22 protein-coding genes, 1 tRNA gene and 1 pseudogene are annotated in these 17,919 nt (G+C 58.2%); 11 read left to right on the top strand and 13 right to left on the bottom strand.

What is annotated here, in order from left to right; genetic code table 11:
- Positions 1-55 precede the first annotated feature (55 nt).
- A complete protein-coding gene (locus tag GZH91_RS04280; RefSeq protein WP_147071281.1) occupies positions 56-1,057 on the top strand; it encodes a sodium:calcium antiporter in 1,002 nt (333 codons plus the stop codon).
- A gap of 124 nt (positions 1,058-1,181) precedes the next feature.
- On the opposite strand, the gene GZH91_RS04275 is transcribed toward GZH91_RS04280, so the two are convergent.
- The 5 genes from GZH91_RS04275 to ispB all read right to left on the bottom strand — a co-directional run bounded on the left by GZH91_RS04275 (position 1,182) and on the right by ispB (position 5,562).
- A complete protein-coding gene (locus GZH91_RS04275) occupies positions 1,182-2,549 on the bottom strand; it encodes a sigma-54-dependent transcriptional regulator (protein ID WP_223264494.1) in 1,368 nt (455 codons plus the stop codon).
- Entirely contained in the window at positions 2,543-4,180 is a 1,638-nt protein-coding gene (locus tag GZH91_RS04270; protein WP_147071283.1) for a two-component system sensor histidine kinase NtrB, read from the bottom strand. The genes GZH91_RS04275 and GZH91_RS04270 overlap by 7 nt, the downstream gene beginning before the upstream one ends.
- The gene (locus GZH91_RS04265; RefSeq protein ID WP_147071285.1) at positions 4,181-4,405 is read right to left on the bottom strand and encodes a PP0621 family protein; all 225 of its coding nucleotides are present in this window, start codon (positions 4,403-4,405) and stop codon (positions 4,181-4,183) included. It lies immediately after the preceding gene.
- Positions 4,406-4,479: 74 nt separating this feature from the next.
- Positions 4,480-4,556: transfer RNA gene (locus GZH91_RS04260), tRNA-Pro, on the bottom strand.
- 37 nt (positions 4,557-4,593) lie between these two features.
- Positions 4,594-5,562, bottom strand: coding sequence for an octaprenyl diphosphate synthase (gene ispB / locus GZH91_RS04255; RefSeq protein ID WP_147071286.1), 969 nt, complete (start codon positions 5,560-5,562; stop codon positions 4,594-4,596).
- Positions 5,563-5,687: 125 nt separating this feature from the next.
- On the opposite strand from ispB, the gene rplU reads away from it, so the two are divergent.
- From rplU to proB, 4 genes are all read left to right on the top strand, one after another.
- On the top strand, positions 5,688-5,999 hold the full coding sequence (gene rplU, locus GZH91_RS04250) for a 50S ribosomal protein L21 (protein ID WP_147071288.1): 312 nt from the start codon (positions 5,688-5,690) through the stop codon (positions 5,997-5,999).
- A gap of 11 nt (positions 6,000-6,010) precedes the next feature.
- Positions 6,011-6,271 (top strand): 50S ribosomal protein L27, encoded by a 261-nt coding sequence (rpmA, locus tag GZH91_RS04245; RefSeq protein ID WP_147071290.1) that lies wholly within the window; start codon positions 6,011-6,013, stop codon positions 6,269-6,271.
- A gap of 69 nt (positions 6,272-6,340) precedes the next feature.
- A complete protein-coding gene (gene cgtA / locus GZH91_RS04240; protein ID WP_147071292.1) occupies positions 6,341-7,420 on the top strand; it encodes an Obg family GTPase CgtA in 1,080 nt (359 codons plus the stop codon).
- Positions 7,417-8,535 carry a glutamate 5-kinase gene (proB, locus tag GZH91_RS04235; RefSeq protein WP_147071294.1) on the top strand — a complete coding sequence of 373 codons (1,119 nt, stop codon included), beginning with the start codon at positions 7,417-7,419 and terminating at the stop codon, positions 8,533-8,535. The genes cgtA and proB overlap by 4 nt, the downstream gene beginning before the upstream one ends.
- 22 nt (positions 8,536-8,557) lie before the next feature.
- Here proB and GZH91_RS04230 read toward each other — a convergent pair whose 3' ends face one another.
- From GZH91_RS04230 to GZH91_RS04205, 6 genes are all read right to left on the bottom strand, one after another.
- Entirely contained in the window at positions 8,558-9,067 is a 510-nt protein-coding gene (locus GZH91_RS04230) for a CNP1-like family protein (RefSeq protein WP_223264495.1), read from the bottom strand.
- 111 nt (positions 9,068-9,178) lie between these two features.
- Complete coding sequence (locus tag GZH91_RS04225) at positions 9,179-10,390, bottom strand: class I SAM-dependent methyltransferase (protein ID WP_147071296.1); 1,212 nt, start codon at positions 10,388-10,390, stop codon at positions 9,179-9,181.
- Between the two features lie 61 nt (positions 10,391-10,451).
- The gene (locus GZH91_RS04220) at positions 10,452-11,039 is read right to left on the bottom strand and encodes a DUF3501 family protein (RefSeq protein WP_147071298.1); all 588 of its coding nucleotides are present in this window, start codon (positions 11,037-11,039) and stop codon (positions 10,452-10,454) included.
- Position 11,040: 1 nt separating this feature from the next.
- Positions 11,041-11,346 carry an encapsulin-associated ferritin-like protein gene (locus tag GZH91_RS04215; protein WP_147071300.1) on the bottom strand — a complete coding sequence of 102 codons (306 nt, stop codon included), beginning with the start codon at positions 11,344-11,346 and terminating at the stop codon, positions 11,041-11,043.
- 10 nt (positions 11,347-11,356) lie between these two features.
- Positions 11,357-12,682, bottom strand: a complete 1,326-nt coding sequence (locus GZH91_RS04210; protein WP_147071302.1) for a heterodisulfide reductase-related iron-sulfur binding cluster — start codon at positions 12,680-12,682, stop codon at positions 11,357-11,359.
- Between the two features lie 109 nt (positions 12,683-12,791).
- The gene (locus tag GZH91_RS04205; protein ID WP_124704763.1) at positions 12,792-13,211 is read right to left on the bottom strand and encodes a rubrerythrin family protein; all 420 of its coding nucleotides are present in this window, start codon (positions 13,209-13,211) and stop codon (positions 12,792-12,794) included.
- Between the two features lie 199 nt (positions 13,212-13,410).
- Here GZH91_RS04205 and msrB point away from each other — a divergent pair, with 199 nt between their 5' ends.
- From msrB to GZH91_RS04175, 6 genes and pseudogenes are all read left to right on the top strand, one after another.
- Complete coding sequence (gene msrB, locus GZH91_RS04200) at positions 13,411-13,809, top strand: peptide-methionine (R)-S-oxide reductase MsrB (protein WP_147071304.1); 399 nt, start codon at positions 13,411-13,413, stop codon at positions 13,807-13,809.
- A 55-nt stretch (positions 13,810-13,864) separates the two neighbouring features.
- A complete protein-coding gene (locus GZH91_RS04195; RefSeq protein ID WP_223264497.1) occupies positions 13,865-14,563 on the top strand; it encodes a ferredoxin--NADP reductase in 699 nt (232 codons plus the stop codon).
- A gap of 208 nt (positions 14,564-14,771) precedes the next feature.
- Entirely contained in the window at positions 14,772-14,924 is a 153-nt protein-coding gene (locus tag GZH91_RS17945) for a hypothetical protein (protein WP_161984168.1), read from the top strand.
- Positions 14,893-15,402, top strand: a pseudogene (locus GZH91_RS04185) (IS110 family RNA-guided transposase); the annotation flags it as partial. The gene GZH91_RS17945 and the pseudogene GZH91_RS04185, both read left to right, overlap by 32 nt.
- A gap of 230 nt (positions 15,403-15,632) precedes the next feature.
- Positions 15,633-15,824 carry a hypothetical protein gene (locus tag GZH91_RS04180; protein ID WP_161984167.1) on the top strand — a complete coding sequence of 64 codons (192 nt, stop codon included), beginning with the start codon at positions 15,633-15,635 and terminating at the stop codon, positions 15,822-15,824.
- Between the two features lie 96 nt (positions 15,825-15,920).
- Entirely contained in the window at positions 15,921-16,070 is a 150-nt protein-coding gene (locus tag GZH91_RS04175) for a hypothetical protein (protein WP_161984166.1), read from the top strand.
- Between the two features lie 133 nt (positions 16,071-16,203).
- Here the strand turns inward: GZH91_RS04175 and GZH91_RS04170 are convergent, their stop codons facing one another.
- Complete coding sequence (locus tag GZH91_RS04170) at positions 16,204-16,512, bottom strand: DUF3301 domain-containing protein (RefSeq protein WP_223264610.1); 309 nt, start codon at positions 16,510-16,512, stop codon at positions 16,204-16,206.
- A gap of 14 nt (positions 16,513-16,526) precedes the next feature.
- A complete protein-coding gene (locus GZH91_RS04165) occupies positions 16,527-17,894 on the bottom strand; it encodes a DEAD/DEAH box helicase (RefSeq protein WP_147074483.1) in 1,368 nt (455 codons plus the stop codon).
- Between the last annotated feature and the right edge of the window lie 25 nt (positions 17,895-17,919).

The raw sequence follows: 17,919 nt of genomic DNA, 5'->3' as shown, positions 1-17,919 counted from the left end.
TTTAGCGCCGCAAGCCTGCTAAAATCCTGTATTTTTGCTGTCCGGGAATATCGATATGCTTTGGCTGGAATTATTGGGTTTTCTGGTACTTATCCTGATCGCCGCAGAGGTGTTCGTGAACGCACTCGAGCACCTGGGCGAAAAGCTGAGAATTTCCGAAGGCGTTACCGGCTCAATATTTGCCGCAGTGGGCACAGCGTTGCCGGAAACCATGGTACCGCTGCTGGCGATTTTCGCCGGCACCCAGAACGTCCAGGTGAACCAGGAAATCGGCGTCGGCGCCATCCTCGGCGCACCGCTCATGTTGTCTACCCTGACCATGTTTCTGATTAGCCTGGCGGTGCTTAAAAAACGTGGCGTGCAAGGGCATTTCACCCCGGAACGCACCGGTCTCAAGCGCGACATGAATTTTTTCCTGGCCGCATTCGGGCTGTCCTGCGTGGCGCTGTTCATTCCGCACGACTCGGGCCAGATACGCTTCCTGTTCTCCATCATCATGGTGCTGATCTATTTTGTGTACGTGATGATGACATTGCGCGCCTCGGCTGCCCTGGTACAGGACGGTCACGCCACCGAGGCGGGCAAACCCATGTTCCTGTCCAAAGTCGGCATCCCCACCACCCTGTTCACCATCCTGATCCAGCTGGCACTGGGACTGGGGCTGCTGGTGGCGGGCGCAGAGGGCTTTATCCACGGCATCGAACAGGCCGCGCCGATACTGGGCATCTCCGCCCTGTTGCTATCGCTGATGATCGTACCGCTGGCCACCGAACTGCCGGAGAAGGTCAACAGCATCCTGTGGATCCGCAAACACAAGGACACGCTCGCCTTCGGCAACGTAACCGGCGCAATGGTATTCCAGGGTACGCTGCTGCCCGCCATCGGCATTGCGCTGACGCCGTGGGTGCCGCAGAAAGAAGTTCTGGCCGGCGTGGTCATCACTCTGGTTGCCGCTGCCTGGCTGCGTCTGATGATCGCACGCGGCCAGTTGCGGGTATGGCATTTGTGGGTGAATGGTGCCCTGTATGTGTCTTATCTGGTGGTGGCGCTGGCGTAAAGGGCATCTCTAAAGTGAAATCCGACTGGACAGGATTAGCCAGGAAAGACTTTCAAGGGGTTCTCCCTCAATTCCTGTCAATCTTGAAAAATCCTGTTAATCCTGTTCATCCGCTGTTCCGGAGTCACTCCATCCCCAGCCGTTCCAGCCGGTATCGCAGCGCACGAAAAGTAATCCCCAGCAGCTTGGCAGCGGCGGTCTTGTTATAGCGGGTTTTTTCCAGCGCCTCCTGGATGGCTTCGCGCTCGAGTTTGTCCAGGTAATCCTGCAACGGCCATTTCGCGCCAGGCTGCAATGCCTCCTGCAACCCTTCCTCCCGCGCCGGAGTAAGGTGCAAGTCCGTCGCATCAATTTTCCCGCCGCCCGATAAGGCCAGCGCGCGCTCCAGGATGTTCTCCAGTTCGCGCACGTTACCCGGAAAATCGTATTGCGACAGCGCCCTGCCTGCCTCCTTGTCGAGCCTGGGAGCAGCTACGCCAGCAGCCTGTGCCAGGCGTGCCAGCAAGACACCGGCAATTTCCGCTACGTCTTCACGCATTTCGCGTAACGGCGGCATTTTCAGTTCGATCACATTGAGGCGGTAGTACAAATCCTGACGGAAACGTCCTTCTTCCACACAGCGCGCAAGGCTCTGATGGGTAGCGCTGATGACGCGCACATCCACGGACTCTTCCAGCGTGCTGCCGACCTTGCGCACCTTTTTTTCCTGAATCACGCGTAGCAGCTTGACCTGCATTTGCAGCGGCAAATCAGCAACTTCGTCGAGAAACAGGGTGCCGCCGCTGGCGGCCTGAAAAAAGCCGTCGCGATCCGCCTCGGCACCGGTGAAAGCGCCCTTTTTATAGCCGAAAAACTCCGACTCCATCAGATTCTCGGGAATCGCGCCGCAGTTGACCGGCACGAATACCTTGTCGGCACGTGCGCCGTGTTCGTGGATAAGCCGTGCGGCGAGTTCCTTGCCGCTGCCGGATTCGCCGGTGATGTATACCGGCGCCTGGGTACGCGCCAGTTTTTCAATCAGTTCACGCGCCTGCTGCATGGCGGGCGAAGTACCGATCAGCGCACGTTCCGAGGCTGGCGGCACTGCATGACGCCGGGGCAGCTTGAGTGCCGATTTGACCAGGGCACGCAACTGTTCCAGCGTCACCGGTTTGTTGATGTAGTCGAATGCGCCGGCCTTGAGCGCAGCCACCGCATTTTCGGTATTGCCATGCGCGGTGATCACCGCCACGGGGATTTCCGGACGCTGTTCGCCAATGTAGCGCACCACTTCCAGACCTTCTCCGTCAGACAGGCGCATGTCAGTGAGGCACAGGCTGAAATCACCCTGTTTGAGTTTTGCAATCGCTTCCTGCACGCGCATGGCGCGCACCACGTCAAGCCCCATGCGTAATAGTGTCAACTCCAGCAGCTCAAGAATATCCGCCTCGTCATCCACGATCAGCACCGTTGCCCCTCCCCGCCCGGTGTTGTTTTCCCTGCTTTTTAACACGCGCCCTCCCTGCAACTGATTTTGAAGTGTCCGCCCGCCGTTTCCGCAATGTAGCCGAGGCTGGCGCGATTGGCTTCACACATTTCACGGGAAATATACAGCCCCAGCCCGGTGCCCTGGCTGTCAGTAGTAAAAAATGGCTCAAACAGTTTGCCCAGATTTTCCGCTGCTATGCCCGCACCGTCGTCGACAACGTGAATTTCCACCATCCCTGCGATCATCGCCTTATTCACCCGCAACCGCATACTGCCCGGCTGTCTGCGCGAATGCCGCCAGCCATTGCGGCACAGATTCCACAGCACCTGGTTGAGATGGCAGCGGTCAAAATACACGCTGTGCCGGCTATCAAAACTCAGGCTGAAACTGTTCACCGGGATATTTTCCGCCAGACAGAATTCCTCTACAAAGTTTGGCAGATAGCTCGCCAGCATGATGGTCTCGGGTTGGGCACGGTCGCGCCGGTTGAGTGCCAGCACGTCACCGACCAGACGATCAATACGCTGGGTATTGTCGCGGATAATCTGCAACAGGCGTGCATGGGTTTTATCTTCCATCACATCCTCCTGCAGGATCTGCGCGGCATGACTGATCGAAGACAGCGGGTTACGCACCTCGTGCGCAATATTGGCGGTGAGCCGCCCCAATGCTGCCAGCTTGATCTGCTGCGCCTGCTGGTGCACCCGGCTCATATCTTCCAGCACCAGTACGGCGCCCATCACGCGTTTGTCACCCACCGCAATGAAGCGCGGCTGGCATTGCGCATTGCTGCGTCCGACAGTCAATGCAGCAAAGCGTGCCTGCGAATTTTTGCGCCACTGTTCCAGGCAATCCACCAATGCCGGCACCACGCTGCCCAACGGCTGGCCCGTGCCTTCGCCGGCTTTGTCAGCGAGGTCGAGTATGCGCACCGCGTGGCGGTTGGCCTGGCGTATATTGCCTTCGCTGTCGAGCACGATGACGCCGTCCTGCATGTCTTCGATCACCAGCTGGTTGATCTGCGCCATGTTTTCCAGATCCACCGCACGCGTCGCCGCCAGTTGCTCGCTGGCATGGCTACGCCTGGCTAACACATGCGCTATCCAGGCGGTGGTAAAAAACGCCCCCCCCAGCAATCCCGCTTGAGCATAATCTCCCACAGCCTGATGGTAATCCAGCACACCAAAGGTATGCGCCACCAGCACCGCAACCGTGGCAAGTGCCGCATGCAACATGACCAGCCTGCCGCGACTGATGAGCCCGCTCGATACCAGCGACACGATCAGTAACAGACCCAACCCGCTGCGCACCCCGCCGCTGACCGACATCATCAGCACAATCAGCACAATGTCGGTCAATATCTGAAAGCTCACCTGCCACTCGAAACGCGGCCTGCGCAAGCTGATGGTGACAATGGCCAGCGCAGCCAGGCCGAGATAAATCATGCTATAGAGAAAAAACAGTCCGGGATTCTCCTGGCCCAGCAAGGGCTGGTCAGAAGACACCAGATTAGCGGTCAGAAACACACCGCCGAGGGTAAGCCGGTACAAATTGAGGTAATGCAGCGTGCGCCAGTAGCTGGCAGGCTGGGAGATATCGGGAGAGGTTACAATGGCAGCGGCCGTCCCCAATGGCTTGCTCGCGTGCTGATTCACTCAGGTTTGATGCAACTGGCGGTGTTCGTTTCCGCAAAAAAACTCACCGCGTGACAGCACCGCTTCACTGCGTGGCAAGTTCACGCCGCAATGCACGCAACGCACCATGTCTTCAGGCGGTTTGGCCTGGGGCGATACGTCTGCCCGGCCATCGCTGCGGCCGGAGGATTTGATTATCCAGTAAATCAGTGCGCCGACAACCAACAACAACAGTAGTTTTGCCAAGATTATCTCCCGGAAATCCAGCGCTACAGCGCTGGCTGCAGACTTGGCAGAGGATTGGACAGCATATTTAAAACTGGTCGGGGTGAGAGGATTCGAACCTCCGGCCTCTACGTCCCGAACGTAGCGCTCTACCAGGCTAAGCTACACCCCGAATTGACTTGCGGCGCAAAATAAATTCAACCAGGCAACTAATAATCGCGGTTGACAGCAAAGTCCGCCAATTTTAACAGACTCGATTTATATTGAGAATCCGGCAATCCGGAAATGGCCGCACAGGCGATCTCCGCCTCGCATGCTGCCTGGCGACGCGTGTAATCCAGCGCACCACTGGTAGCAATCGCTGCCAGTATGGTCTGAAACTCGGCCCGACCGCCTTCCTCGATGGCGCGGCGCACCAGATTTGCCTGATCGGGCGTGCCATGCTTCATCAGATACAGCAGCGGCAAGGTGGGTTTGCCTTCAGCCAGATCGTCGCCGATATTTTTGCCGGTTTCCTCATGGTTGCCTGAGTAGTCGAGCACATCATCAATCAGCTGAAAAGCTGTGCCCAGATGCATCCCGTAAGCCGCCATGGCATCTTCTGCATCGCGATCAGCGGCGCCGATAATCGCCCCCAGGCGCGCTGCCGCCTCGAACAGTTTGGCGGTCTTGTAACGAATCACCCGCAAATAATCCTCTTCGCTGATGTCCGCATCGTTGCAGTTCATCAACTGCAGCACCTCGCCCTCGGCAATGATGTTGGTGGCATCAGACAACACTTCCATTACCCGCATGTTGTTCACCGTGACCATCATCTGGAATGCGCGCGAATAGAGGAAGTCCCCCACCAGCACGCTGGCGGCGTTGCCGAACAATGCATTGGCGGTCTCACGCCCGCGCCGCAGTGCAGACTCATCGACCACATCGTCGTGCAGCAAGGTCGCAGTATGGATGAATTCGACCACGGCGGCGAGTTCGTGCTGCTGCCTGCCCTGATAGCCAAACGCACCCGCAGAGAGCAACACCAGCGCCGGGCGCAGGCGCTTACCGCCGCTATTGATGATATATTCGCTGACCTGGCTGACCAGTGCCACTTCGGAATGCAGGCGGGCGCGGATAACTGCATCCACGCTACGCATGTCATCTGCCAAAAACGCTTGAATTGCCTGCATTATCAAAAAAATTGCAAAAAAGAGGTGAATGGTAGGGAGACACATGCAGCCGTGTCAAGGACGGTTTGACCTTGCCTGTTGATTTCTTTATAATTCCGCGCTTCCTCTAGTTTAGAAGTTTGGAGCTCACCATGTATGCGGTCATAAAAACCGGCGGCAAGCAGTATCGCGTCGTCGCCGGCGAAAAACTTAAAGTAGAACAGATTACCGCGGACGTTGGCAGCGAAATCGTGCTGGATCAGGTGTTTATGGTTGCCGAAGGCGACAACATCAAGGTCGGCGCTCCGTTGGTTAACGGCGCCAAGGTCACTGCGACCATTATTTCGCACGGCCGCGGCGAGAAAATCCGCATTTTCAAGATGCGCCGTCGCAAGCACTACCAGAAGCATCAGGGTCATCGTCAAAATTACACCGAAATCCAGATCAGCGGCATTTCGGCCTAAGGAGATAAACCATGGCACACAAAAAAGCAGGCGGCAGTTCACGCAACGGCCGCGACTCCCATTCCAAACGCCTGGGCGTAAAACGCTACGGCGGTCAGGAAGTGCTGGCTGGCAACATCATCGTGCGCCAGCGTGGCACCCAGTTTCATGCTGGCGACAACGTCGGCATGGGCAAGGATCACACCCTGTTTGCCACGGCGAATGGCGTAGTGCAATTCGTTATCAAGGGCGCGCAAAAACGCAAGATGATTAATATCATCCCGGCTGCGTAAGCAGTTCCAGGCAGCATCCCTAAGCCCTATCCTGCGGATAGGGCTTTTTTACTTTGGCGGTATCAGCACATGAAATTCATCGACGAGGCAAAAATCGAAGTCTTCGCCGGCAGCGGCGGCAACGGCTCGGCCTCGTTCCGCCGCGAAAAATTCGTTCCACGCGGCGGCCCGGATGGCGGCGACGGTGGACGCGGCGGCAGCATCATCGCGGTAGCCGATCGCAATATCAACACCCTGGTGGATTTTCGCTATACACGCGCCTTCCGCGCCCGCCCCGGGGAAGGTGGGCGCGGTGCGGATTGCAATGGCAAAGGCTCCGACGACATCATCCTGCGCATGCCGGTGGGCACCGTGATCACCGATCTGGCCACCAGCGAGGTGCTGGTGGATCTGGCTCACGATGGCCAGCGTGCCGTTATTGCCAAGGGCGGCAAGGGCGGTCTCGGCAATCTGCACTTTAAAACCAGCACCAACCGTGCCCCGCGTCAATTCACCCGCGGCGAACCCGGCGAAGAACGCGAACTCAAACTGGAGTTGAAGGTATTGGCCGACGTCGGGCTGCTGGGCATGCCCAACGCGGGAAAATCCACCTTTATTCGCGCAGTTTCCGCAGCGCGCCCGAAAGTTGCCGATTACCCCTTCACGACACTGGCGCCCAATCTGGGTGTGGTACGCGTGGACATCGACAAAAGCTTCGTCATCGCCGACATCCCGGGACTGATCGAGGGTGCAGCCGACGGCGCTGGCCTGGGCCACCGTTTTTTGCGACATCTGGCACGCACCCGCTTATTGCTGCACCTGGTGGACATCGCCCCCATGGATGCAGGCACCAACCCGGTTTACGAAGCCCGCGCCATTGTCGGCGAACTGCGTAAATATGACGAGGCGCTCTACAATAAACCGCGCTGGCTGGTACTCAACAAGACCGACATGCTCGACGAAACCGAGCGCGTGCGCAAGATCGCCGATTTCATCCGCGATTATGGCTGGGAGGGCGAAGTGTTCAGCATTTCGGCGCTGACCGGGGAAGGCTGCAAGACCCTCACTTACGCCATCATGGCGCATATCATTGCCACCCGCGCTGCCGAAGAAGCGGCTGCGCAGCCTGCCGCCGAGCCCGTTACGCAGAGTTACGACCCGACATTATGAAACCGGTTCTGCAATCCGCCCGCCGCCTGGTGGTCAAGGTCGGCAGCGCGCTGGTGACCAATGACGGACGCGGGCTCGACCATGCCGCGCTGGCCAACTGGTCGGCGCAAATCGCTCAACTCACCCATATGGGCAAGGAAGTGGTGCTGGTGTCGAGCGGTGCGGTGGCGGAAGGCATGCAGCGCCTGGGATGGAAAGCCCGCCCCGGCGCCGTTCACGAGCTGCAAGCAGCCGCAGCGGTGGGACAAATGGGGCTGGTGCAGGCCTATGAGACCAGTTTTCGCAGTCACAATCTGCATACCGCGCAGATTCTGCTCACCCATGACGACCTGGCCGACCGCACCCGCTATCTGAATGCGCTCTCCACTTTGCGCACCCTGTTGGCATTGAAGGTCATCCCTATCATCAACGAAAACGATACGGTTGCCACGGACGAAATCCGCTTTGGCGACAACGACACCCTGGGCGCGCTGGTAGCCAATTTAATTGAAGCCGATGCGCTGGTGATTCTTACCGATCAGGCTGGCCTGTACACCGCCGATCCGCGCAGCAATCCGGATGCCACCCTGGTCAACGAGGCGCACGCTGGCGACCCGGCACTGGAAAAAATGGCCGGTGGCGCGGGCAGCACGATCAGCCGTGGCGGAATGCTGACCAAAATCCTGGCTGCCAAACGCGCTGCCCGCAGTGGCGCTCACACCATTATTGCCAGCGGGCGCGAAGCCGATGTGCTGGTGCGCCTGGCCAGCGGCGAGGCTATCGGCACCCAGCTCGAGGCCACCCAGACACCGTTGTCCTCGCGCAAAACCTGGCTCGCCGACCACCTGCAAGTGCGCGGCAAATTGACCCTGGATGCGGGTGCAGTCAAGGCCTTGACGCTGGATGGAAAGAGTCTGCTGCCGATCGGCGTGATCAGCGTCGAAGGCGAATTCGCGCGCGGCGAAGTGGTGGCCTGCGTATCGCCGGAAGGCGTGCAAATCGCGCGCGGCCTGGCGAATTACGCCGCCAGCGAGGCACGCAAGATTGTACGCCTGCCGACGACGCAGATTGAGGCGACGCTGGGTTACATTGACGAACCCGAACTGATCCACCGCGACAATCTAGTCTTGCTCTAAACGTTTTAGTCTGTCGGACAAATTACCATACAGCGCGCATGTTTCTGAGCGCCTCTTGCGGACTGTGCACCATCTCCCCCTGCGGACACAAATATTCGTCGGCAAGGGGTCGATGATAAGACAGCTGAGAAGTTGAAGCGATTGGCTGCCAGTGGCTGTCACGGGCGCGAGACCAGCTACCGTCAGGGTGACCAATCGCATAAATCTTGCGTTCACGGGTAGCGCAGCGAATGCCCTCGAAACTCACATTGGTCGCCCCACCTCGCGCCTTTATGGTCAGCACGTAGCGCACCACGCCATCCTTGCCCATATCCAGCGTAGTCTTGTCCACAAAATAATGATTCCCGGCGATGCCGCTCACATAGAACTCCTGCTGGTTTCCGGCTTTGGGATAGGGCGGCAGCCGGGTCTGCGATTCTTCCCCCGACTTTTTCTGGTCATCAATATCCCTGTCAAACCCCAGTCCCCACGCATGGGCAAACGCGGGTGCAACCAGCATTCCAAGCAACGCGAGCCGTACAAGTTGGCGCATGATTATCCATCGCAAAAAAACTGCATGATACACCGCAGCTGCACGCGAAGACGCCAAAATGGAGGGTGGAGCGGATAATGGCGCGAACCGGTTACTCCACCAAAGAGGGTTTCAGGTGTAAACGTGATCGCGGGTAAACGGGTACGGCAAACTGCCGTTGGCAAGGGGTTTGCCAGCCAGTATCTGAAACAGCGCCATCCAGCCGCGATCGAAGGCGTGGGCGGAGCCCGCCATGTAGATACGCCAGATACGGTATTTCTGCTCGCCGATCAGGCGTCGCGCCTCGCTGCTGTGCGCCTCCAGCCGGTGTACCCATTGCCACAGGGTGCGCGCATAGTGGGGGCGCAGGTTTTCCGCATCCAGGCATTCCAGCCCGCTGCGCGCCAGCGATTCGATGACCCGTGCAGCATGCACCAGCTCGCCGCCGGGAAACACATAATCGTCAATGAATTCGGAGATACCGCTACCCAGCCCCCGGCTATCCAGCCCGGCTGCGGTAATGCCGTGATTCATCACCAGGCCGCCGGGTTTGAGCAGGCTGAATATCTTGTCGAAGTAGCCATCCAGATTACCGCGTCCCACGTGTTCAAACATGCCCACGCTGGCAATCTTGTCGAACTGCATGTCGGGCGGCACATCGCGATAATCCATCAGACGCACTTCCACCCTGCCCTCCAGCCCGCGTGCCTTGACTTGCTCGCGCACATAGTCATGCTGGTTCTGCGACAGGGTGATGCCGACCGCGTGCACGCCATAATGCTGCGCCGCCCACAGCACCAGACCGCCCCAGCCGCAGCCTATATCGAGCAGGCTTTCACCGGACTGCAGCATCAGTTTTTTGCAGATATGATCGAGCTTGGCTTCTTGCGCGGCTTCCAGGGTATCGTCCGGGTGACGAAAATAGGCGCAAGAGTAGACCCGTTTCTGATCCAGCCACAGCGCGTAGAAATCGTTGGAAACGTCGTAGTGATAGCTGATGTTCTTGCGGTCGCGCGCGCGCGTATGGCGCCACCATTTCCACGCCTGGCTGCCTTTTTTGTCCTGCACCAGGCATTCACCCTCAGCGCAGAGTTTTTCGCCCAGGCTGAGAATTTCGTGGATGTCGCCTTCCAGGTCAATTTCGCCTTCGACATAACAGCGCGCGAACTTGCCCAGAGTGGGTTTGGATAAGGATGCCGCCGCCCTAGCTGAATTGAGCGACAGCAGCACGCTGGCACGTTCGCCAAAGCGCAGCGTCTCGCCATTCCAGAACCGGATAGACAGCGGTAACGATTGGCCGCCCAGGCCGGATTTAAAACGATTGATCATCATGTTGTCGAGCACGATATCCTCCCCATCTTCAATCCGGTCAGCAGTATTTTTGGCGTCAAACCAGCCGCAGAAGCTAAATGGATAAATCCGACATCAATGATGCGCGTGTCGCGGCGGACACTGCGTCCACATGTGCAGTATAGGCGGGATGATCCACCCCCATAGCCAGTGCCGCACCCGCCTTGAGCGATTCCACCATCGCTGGTTGCAGATCAAACCGCAGGAAATGTACCGATGAGGTTTTTTCCTCGTTTTCGCGTTCCATGTCTTCATCGGCAATGGCGTAAACGCGTGCGTGACCTGCTACCTGCACATAAACCTTGTCTTCAATCCCCTTGAGCCGGGCGAGCATCGCGCGGCGCTCATCCACGTCAGGGTATTCGATAAGCATGGTGGCTTTCCAGTTGTTGCCGTCCGGTACCAGCGGGGTGTAGGCATTGAGCTCGTCCTGAATACCCTCTTCGTGGAAGGTTTTTTCCACACGCAACATTTCCTGGATCTGGTAACGCAGGGTGAGTTCGTCCTCGAACATCAGCGCCACATGCTCGCCCAGCTGGACCCGGCGATTTTTCTTGTGCTCGATGGTCTGTGCGCGCATGGCGGGGCGCGCTTTGGCGTAGGCTTCCAGTGTCATCAAGCTGTCCCGGGTAATCCGCCCCATATCATTTCTCCTCATCCGCGTGCTGGCCGGCGATGCGGCCCTGTTTAAACAAAGTCTCGCGCAATTCGTGATCCAGCCTTGGATCCTGACGGCGTATCCATTCCAGCACCATCACCGCATGCTCTTTCTCCTCGTCACGATTATGTTCGAGGATCGCCTTGAGTTCAGCGTCGGTACACGCATCCACACGCTGGTTGTACCAGTCGACCGCCTCCAGCTCCTCCATCAGCGACACGATTGCGCGGTGCATGTCCTGCGTCGCGGCGGACAGCTTGTCGACAGGCTCGTGGTAAGCTTCACTGCTCATGCATTGCTCCTTATAGTCCGTAGGCGATGCGCATCAAAGTGATGGGATGCGCCTTCTGTGCGTGGTTCTCACCCATGCCGTGCTGAATGTGGCGTGCAGCAATGGCGCAGTCCGAACTGATATAGTCCGGATCGGCAGCAGCCATCTGCTTGAACACCGGGCTGCCAATTTTCATCGCGTTGGGGTAGTACTCCGTTTTCACCCCCCAGGTACCATCGTGGCCGGAGCAGCGCTCCACCATGGTGACCTCGGCGCCCGCCAGTTTCAGGCTGTCGCGGGTTTTATTGCCGATGTTTTGCACGCGCTGATGACAGGGCACGTGGTAAGCCACCTTGCCCAGCGGCCTGACGAAATCGGTCTTGAGAAAACCGTCAGCCTGACGCGCCATCAGGTACTCAAACGGATCCCACATCGCTGCTTTCACCGCCTGCACATCAGCGTCATCGGGAAACATCAGCGGCAGCTCCTGTTTGTACATCAGCGTGCATGACGGCACGGCGGTGAGAATGGCATAGCCCTCCCGCGCCAGCCTGGCCAGGTGCGGAATATTCACGTTCTTGTGCTTTTCCACGGTTTCCAGATCCCCCAGTTCCAGCTTGGGCATCCCGCAGCAGGATTCCTTTTCCACCAGCACGCTGGGAATTTCGTTGTGCGCCAGTATCTTTAACAAATCATGGCCGATGCCTGGTTCGTTATAGTTCACATAGCAGGTGGCGTATATCGCTACTTTGCCGGGCGTCTGCGCGCCAGCGCGGCTGGGGAAACTGCTGTCGGGACGCGCGGTGCTGCGAAATTTGGCGCTGTCGTATTCCGGTAATGCCTGATCCCGATGGATACCCAGCGTGTCATCCATGAGCTTGCGTGCGGCGGGGTTTTTCATCACCGCGTTGACTGCCTGCACCACCACCGGGATGGAAGCCAGCTTGCCCATGGCATCGGTGCTGGAGAGCAGCTTGTCGCGGAATCGGGTATCACCTTGCTTGAACTTGACCGCCTTGGCGCGCAGCATGGTATGAGGGAAATCCAGATTCCATGGGTGCGGTGGCACATACGGGCATTTGGTCATGTAACACAGGTCACACAGGTAGCATTGATCCACCACCTTCCAGTAATCCTGTTTGTTAACGCCGTCCACTTCCAGCGTGGGCGACTCATCCACCAGGTCAAACAGCGTCGGAAACGTCGTACACAGTGACACGCAGCGGCGGCAGCCATGACACAAATCGAAAACGCGTTCCATTTCGTGGAACAGCGCAGCTTCATTATAAAAATCGGGATTTTGCCAATCCAGCGGATGGCGGGTAGGGGCCTGCAGATTACCTTCGCGCACGGTCATTTTTTGTTCTCTGAGTGCAAACAGGGTTGAAACCTGCGAGTCGTGTGTGCATGTCACAGCCACAACCCGCAGTGTAATTGCGCTAATTCACAGCCGCAATGGTCGGGGTTTAGTCAACCAGTGCGTCCAGCGCCTTCTGGAAACGGCCGGCGTGGGAGCGCTCGGCCTTGGCCAAGGTTTCAAACCAGTCGGCAATTTCGTCAAAGCCTTCTTCACGCGCGGTTTTGGCCATGCCTGGATACATGTCGGTGTACTCGTGGGTTTCACCCGCGACCGACGCTTTCAGATTGTCTCGGCTGGCGCCGATGGGCAGGCCGGTAGCCGGGTCGCCACAGGCCTCCAGGTACTCCAGATGGCCGTGCGCGTGGCCGGTTTCACCTTCGGCAGTGGAGCGGAACACGGCGGCGACGTCATTTTGGCCTTCCACATCCGCTTTTGCTGCAAAATACAGGTAACGACGGTTGGCTTGGGATTCGCCGGCAAACGCTTCTTTCAGACTTGTTTCAGTTTTTGAACCTTTGAGCTGCATGGTAAATCTCCTCAGGTAACGTTCAGGTAACGCGAAGCTCGATAATACGAACATCGAACAGATTAGACTAAATCTAAACTGTAAACACAATATAGATCACAATTGGCGGGAATGTCAACGCCAAAACTGTGAAATTTGATTTCTTGCCATTTGCTGCCCATCTGCGGTCATAATTCTATCTTGTTTAAAAGGAATCCAAATGGCTGACAAATTAATTCTGGATGAACAGGCTCTGCGCGAAAGGCTCACTCCCGAGCAATACCATATCTGCCGCGAGCATGGTACCGAACGCGCTTTCACCGGTAAATACTGGGACCTCAAGGATGCAGGCACCTACCGTTGCGCGTGCTGCGGCGAGGCGCTGTTCGACGCCGATACCAAATTTGACTCAGGCACCGGCTGGCCAAGTTTCTGGCAGCCGCTCGACCAGTCTGCCGTGGAAACCAGTCAGGACAACAGCCTGCTGATGGCGCGCACCGAAGTGCATTGCCGTCACTGCGGCAGCCATCTGGGACATGTGTTTGCAGACGGCCCGGCACCAGGCGGGCTGCGCTATTGCATCAACTCGGCCGCGCTGGATTTCGAGGCAAAGAAGTAACTGCGTTCCAAACAAACTGTGCAACCATAACCATAGCAACCAGTCAGGGACAGCCTTGTTTAACGCAACCATCACCCACATCCAGCAGGAAACCCCCAGCGTCAAATCGTTCCGGCTTGGCGTGGACACCCCCCCATTCCGCTTTCTCGCCGGCCAATGGATAGACCTGTACGTCGAGATTGATGGCGAAACCCAGGTCGGTGGCTATTCGATGACCTCCTCGCCAGTGCTCACCCACAGCCTGGAACTTGCAATCAAATCCAGCACGCGCCACCCTGTCACACACTGGCTGCATGAGCATGCCAAAATCGGCGATACCGTGCGCATTTCCGGCGGCCAGGGGGTTTTCGTCTATCAGCCGGAAATGAGCCAGCGCGTGGTGCTGGTGGGCGCAGGTGTCGGCGTCACGCCGCTCATCAGCATTTTCCGCTACATTGCCGATGCCGTGCCCGCCACCCAGGCCACGCTGGTGTACAGCATCCCCAATCCGGACGAGTTCCTGTTTCGTAGTGAAATCGAACACCTCACCCAGCACCACGTCAATCTGCGTAGCCTGATCACTGTCACCCAGCCCGATGACACATGGCATGGGCGCACCGGGCGCATCGACGCAGAGCTGCTGAAAAGCGCCGCCATGAGTGCCGAGACGCTCTATTATCTGTGCGGACCGCCAGGCATGGTGGAAGATGTCGGTGCCGTGCTGGAGAGCCTTGCCGTGCCCGCCAGCCGTATCATTTTCGAAAAGTGGTGGTAGCGCCGTACCATTTCGCCGTACCAGGCTGTGCGGCATCATACAGACTTGCCCGGATATTGGAGGAGAATGGTATGGACGCTTCCCCCCGGCGACGGGCTACTGAGGTGGCGTAGGGTGGGGCGAAGGTGGATCCTCATGGGCCGACGGCATCTAAGTGCCAAATCGGGAGGAACATGAAGTTCTTCACAGGCAAACCCGAGGATCCATCATGAAGCATGGCGTAGTCGGCATTGATATTGCAAAACGGGTATTTCAACTGCATTGGGTTGATATTGAGACGGGAGAGATGGTGAGTTTGCAGCTCAAACGCGAGAAGTTTCTGGAGCATTTTGCCAGGCATCGTGATCGAAGCCCTGCGTGATCAGTGGCAGCGCATTACGGAGCTGGATATGCAAATCGCGGGAATTGAGCTCAAGCTTAAAAGCTGGTTAAAGGTGGACAAGGCGGCCCGCGCCATTGCTGACATTCCCGGTGTGGGCCTGTTGACCGCCACCGCTGCGGTGGCCACGATGGGCGATGCCAAAGCCTTCAAGTCAGGCCGTGAGTTTGCGGCTTGGGTGGGCTTGGTGCCTGGGCAAACCGGCACGGGCGGGAAGACGAGGCTACTGGGCATCAGCAAGCGTGGTGACACCTATTTGCGAACCCTGCTCATCCACGGCGCCCGCTCGGTATTGGTACACGCCAAGCAACCTGGGGCGTGGGTTGACGAATTAGGCAAGCGCAGGCCATCCAATGTGGTGGTGGTCGCGCTGGCCAACAAGATGGCGCGAATGATCTGGGCGATGCTGGCCCATGACCGGGCGTACCAGGGCGACTGGGTCAGCATCAGGCCAGCATAGGGCCATGCACTGGGCAGTCAAAGAATAACGAACACAGGAGTGAATGCTGAAAGGTTGCGATAGGTAATTGTGTGTGATGGCAAACAGGTCAGACCGTGGCTTGCTGAACCTGAATGATGAGCTGGACATCAATAGTCCGCCAGGAGAATGAGGGGTAAGTCAGCGAATTCCATCGGGGCCCGCAGGGAAATAGCCTGCAACAAGGCCGGATATAGAACTGCAGCCTTGTCTTGTTTACCAAAACACAGCAAAAACCCTTGGCAATCGGGAAGCGTCCATATAGCCCCATCATGAAGATAATTCACGTCCTGTGTCGATTGTTCGCGCCGCTGTTATTTCTGCCGCTGAACGCTGCAGATGCCGCTGAAAACCCGGTACGCGACTACCCTGCCGACAAGATGGCAAGAACGATTTTGAGATGAAGAACGCCGTCGCAACCAGGCTCGGCGCTTACAAGGACTGGTCAGGATTTAATCTAAAAACCGTAGTTGACCACTCATTTCCCTCATGAGAATCGCATGAATACTGAGTGTTCCGCCTTCGTTCGCATTCACCTTTTGGGTGACATCGCTACGCGCCCGCTGGTGCGTCCAACTGCGGTTTCTAGGTTTAATGAACAACTGGGCAGGCATATCAGCCTGGCGGTGCTGGAAATCGAGGCCAGGTAGCGCGGCTGTCTGAATCCCCTGCTGCACCGCTTCGTCTGAGCGGGTCGAGCGCGAGATTCGGACGAGCAGTGTTTGTGCTCCGCAGCAGCTTGCGTCTTGTGCAAGCTGCCGCCCATGAACCAGCGAATCCGGGTTAAACCATCCAGACATTCCCCAGCCTGACATTCTCCACCGTGCTGCCCAGCATCAGCACCACACCGCCGCGGCGGTTATCTCCGGTATCGCTGAATTCAAAACGGTAGAAACGCCGCAGGGTAACTTGCCCTTGAGAATTGCGCGCCAGGCGTATTGACGCCATTGCCACGGTGTCATCGAGCAGTTGCACGGCGTCAATGGTGCACGCGCGTTTCGCCGCGGCGATGGCGATTTCGCGGGTTTTCAGGCTGTCCAGCCAGAACCAGGCAAGCGCGCCCAGCGCGGCCACAACAACCAGCTCAATCATGTGCAGAGGTGTTGTTAACGGCTGGAATTCACCGGTGGCCGGAACAACGCAGCGACCTGTTTGCGTCCGCTACCGGCGGATTCTTTGACACGCACGCTGAGCGGCGTGTCGGCTACCTCGATGTCCACGCGTTCGCGCCGTGGCGCAGGGCTGCTGCCCGCCAGCGGCTCGCGTGCCGGCGGCGCGGGGCGCTCGCTGCGTGTGCGGGGCGGTCGCGCCAGTTCGGGCAGGGCGCCCAGCTCAGGCTCGAAACCGGGGATGATTTCGGAGGTGATCTTGGTGTTGAGCAGCCGTTCTATATCGGCCAGGTAACGCAGTTCGTCTTCTGCCACCAGCGACAGTGCAATGCCGCTGGCACCGGCGCGGCCGGTGCGGCCGATGCGGTGCACGTAATCTTCCGCCGCGTGCGGCAGATCGTAATTCACCACGCACGGCAGCTGGTCAATATCCAGGCCGCGCGCGGCGACGTCGGTCGCTACCAGCACCTGAATCGCGCCTTGCTTGAACTGATCCAGCGCTTCCACCCGCGCCTGCTGCGTTTTGTCGCCATGAATGGCGTTGGCCGGAATACCGTCGCGACACAAATGCTGCGCCAGCCGGTTGGCACCGATCTTGGTGCCGCAGAACACCAGCACCTGACGCAGCTCGCGGGTTTTGATCAGATGTGCCAACAATGCGTGCTTGCGTTCCTTGTGCACCGGCAGCACGCTTTGCGTGACCGTCTCGGCGGCAGTATTGCGCCCCGCCACCTCGATCAGCTGCGGGTTGTTCATCATGCTGTCGGCAAGCTTCTTGATCTCGCCGGAAAAGGTGGCGGAGAACATCATGTTCTGGCGCGCGGCCGGCAGCAACGCGATGATGCGGCGCAAGTCGGGCATGAAGCCCATGTCCAGCATGCGGTCGGCCTCGTCCAGCACCAGCATTTGCACCTGTGACAGGTTGAGCGTTTTGTTTTGCACGTGATCGAGCAGGCGCCCCGGCGTGGCGACCAGAATATCCACGCCAGCGCGCAGGGTATCAATCTGTGGGTTGATGTTCACGCCGCCATACACCACGGTAATGCGCAGTGGCAGGTATTTGCCATAACGGTGCACGCTCTCCTCCACCTGCATCGCCAGTTCGCGCGTGGGGGTGAGGATCAGCGCGCGGATCGGATGACGCGCGGGGGATGGGCTGGAACTGGCGTAAGGAGCCAGGCGGCTGAGTAGCGGCAGGGTAAATCCGGCGGTCTTGCCGGTACCGGTCTGCGCGCCGGCCATCACATCGCAGCCGGTGAGCGCGACCGGGATGACGCGCGCCTGTACCGGCGTGGGTTCGGTATAACCGCACTCTTCTACAGCGCGGAGTATCTCTGGCACCAGGCCGAGATCGGAAAAAGCCATGCGTATTGCTCCTGATAAATCAAGC

This window comes from Sulfuriferula plumbiphila (assembly GCF_009938015.1).
Lineage (GTDB): Bacteria > Pseudomonadota > Gammaproteobacteria > Burkholderiales > Sulfuriferulaceae > Sulfuriferula > Sulfuriferula plumbiphila.
The sequence above is the reverse complement of the archived record's forward strand: the minus strand, read 5'-3'. Positions and strand labels throughout refer to the sequence as shown.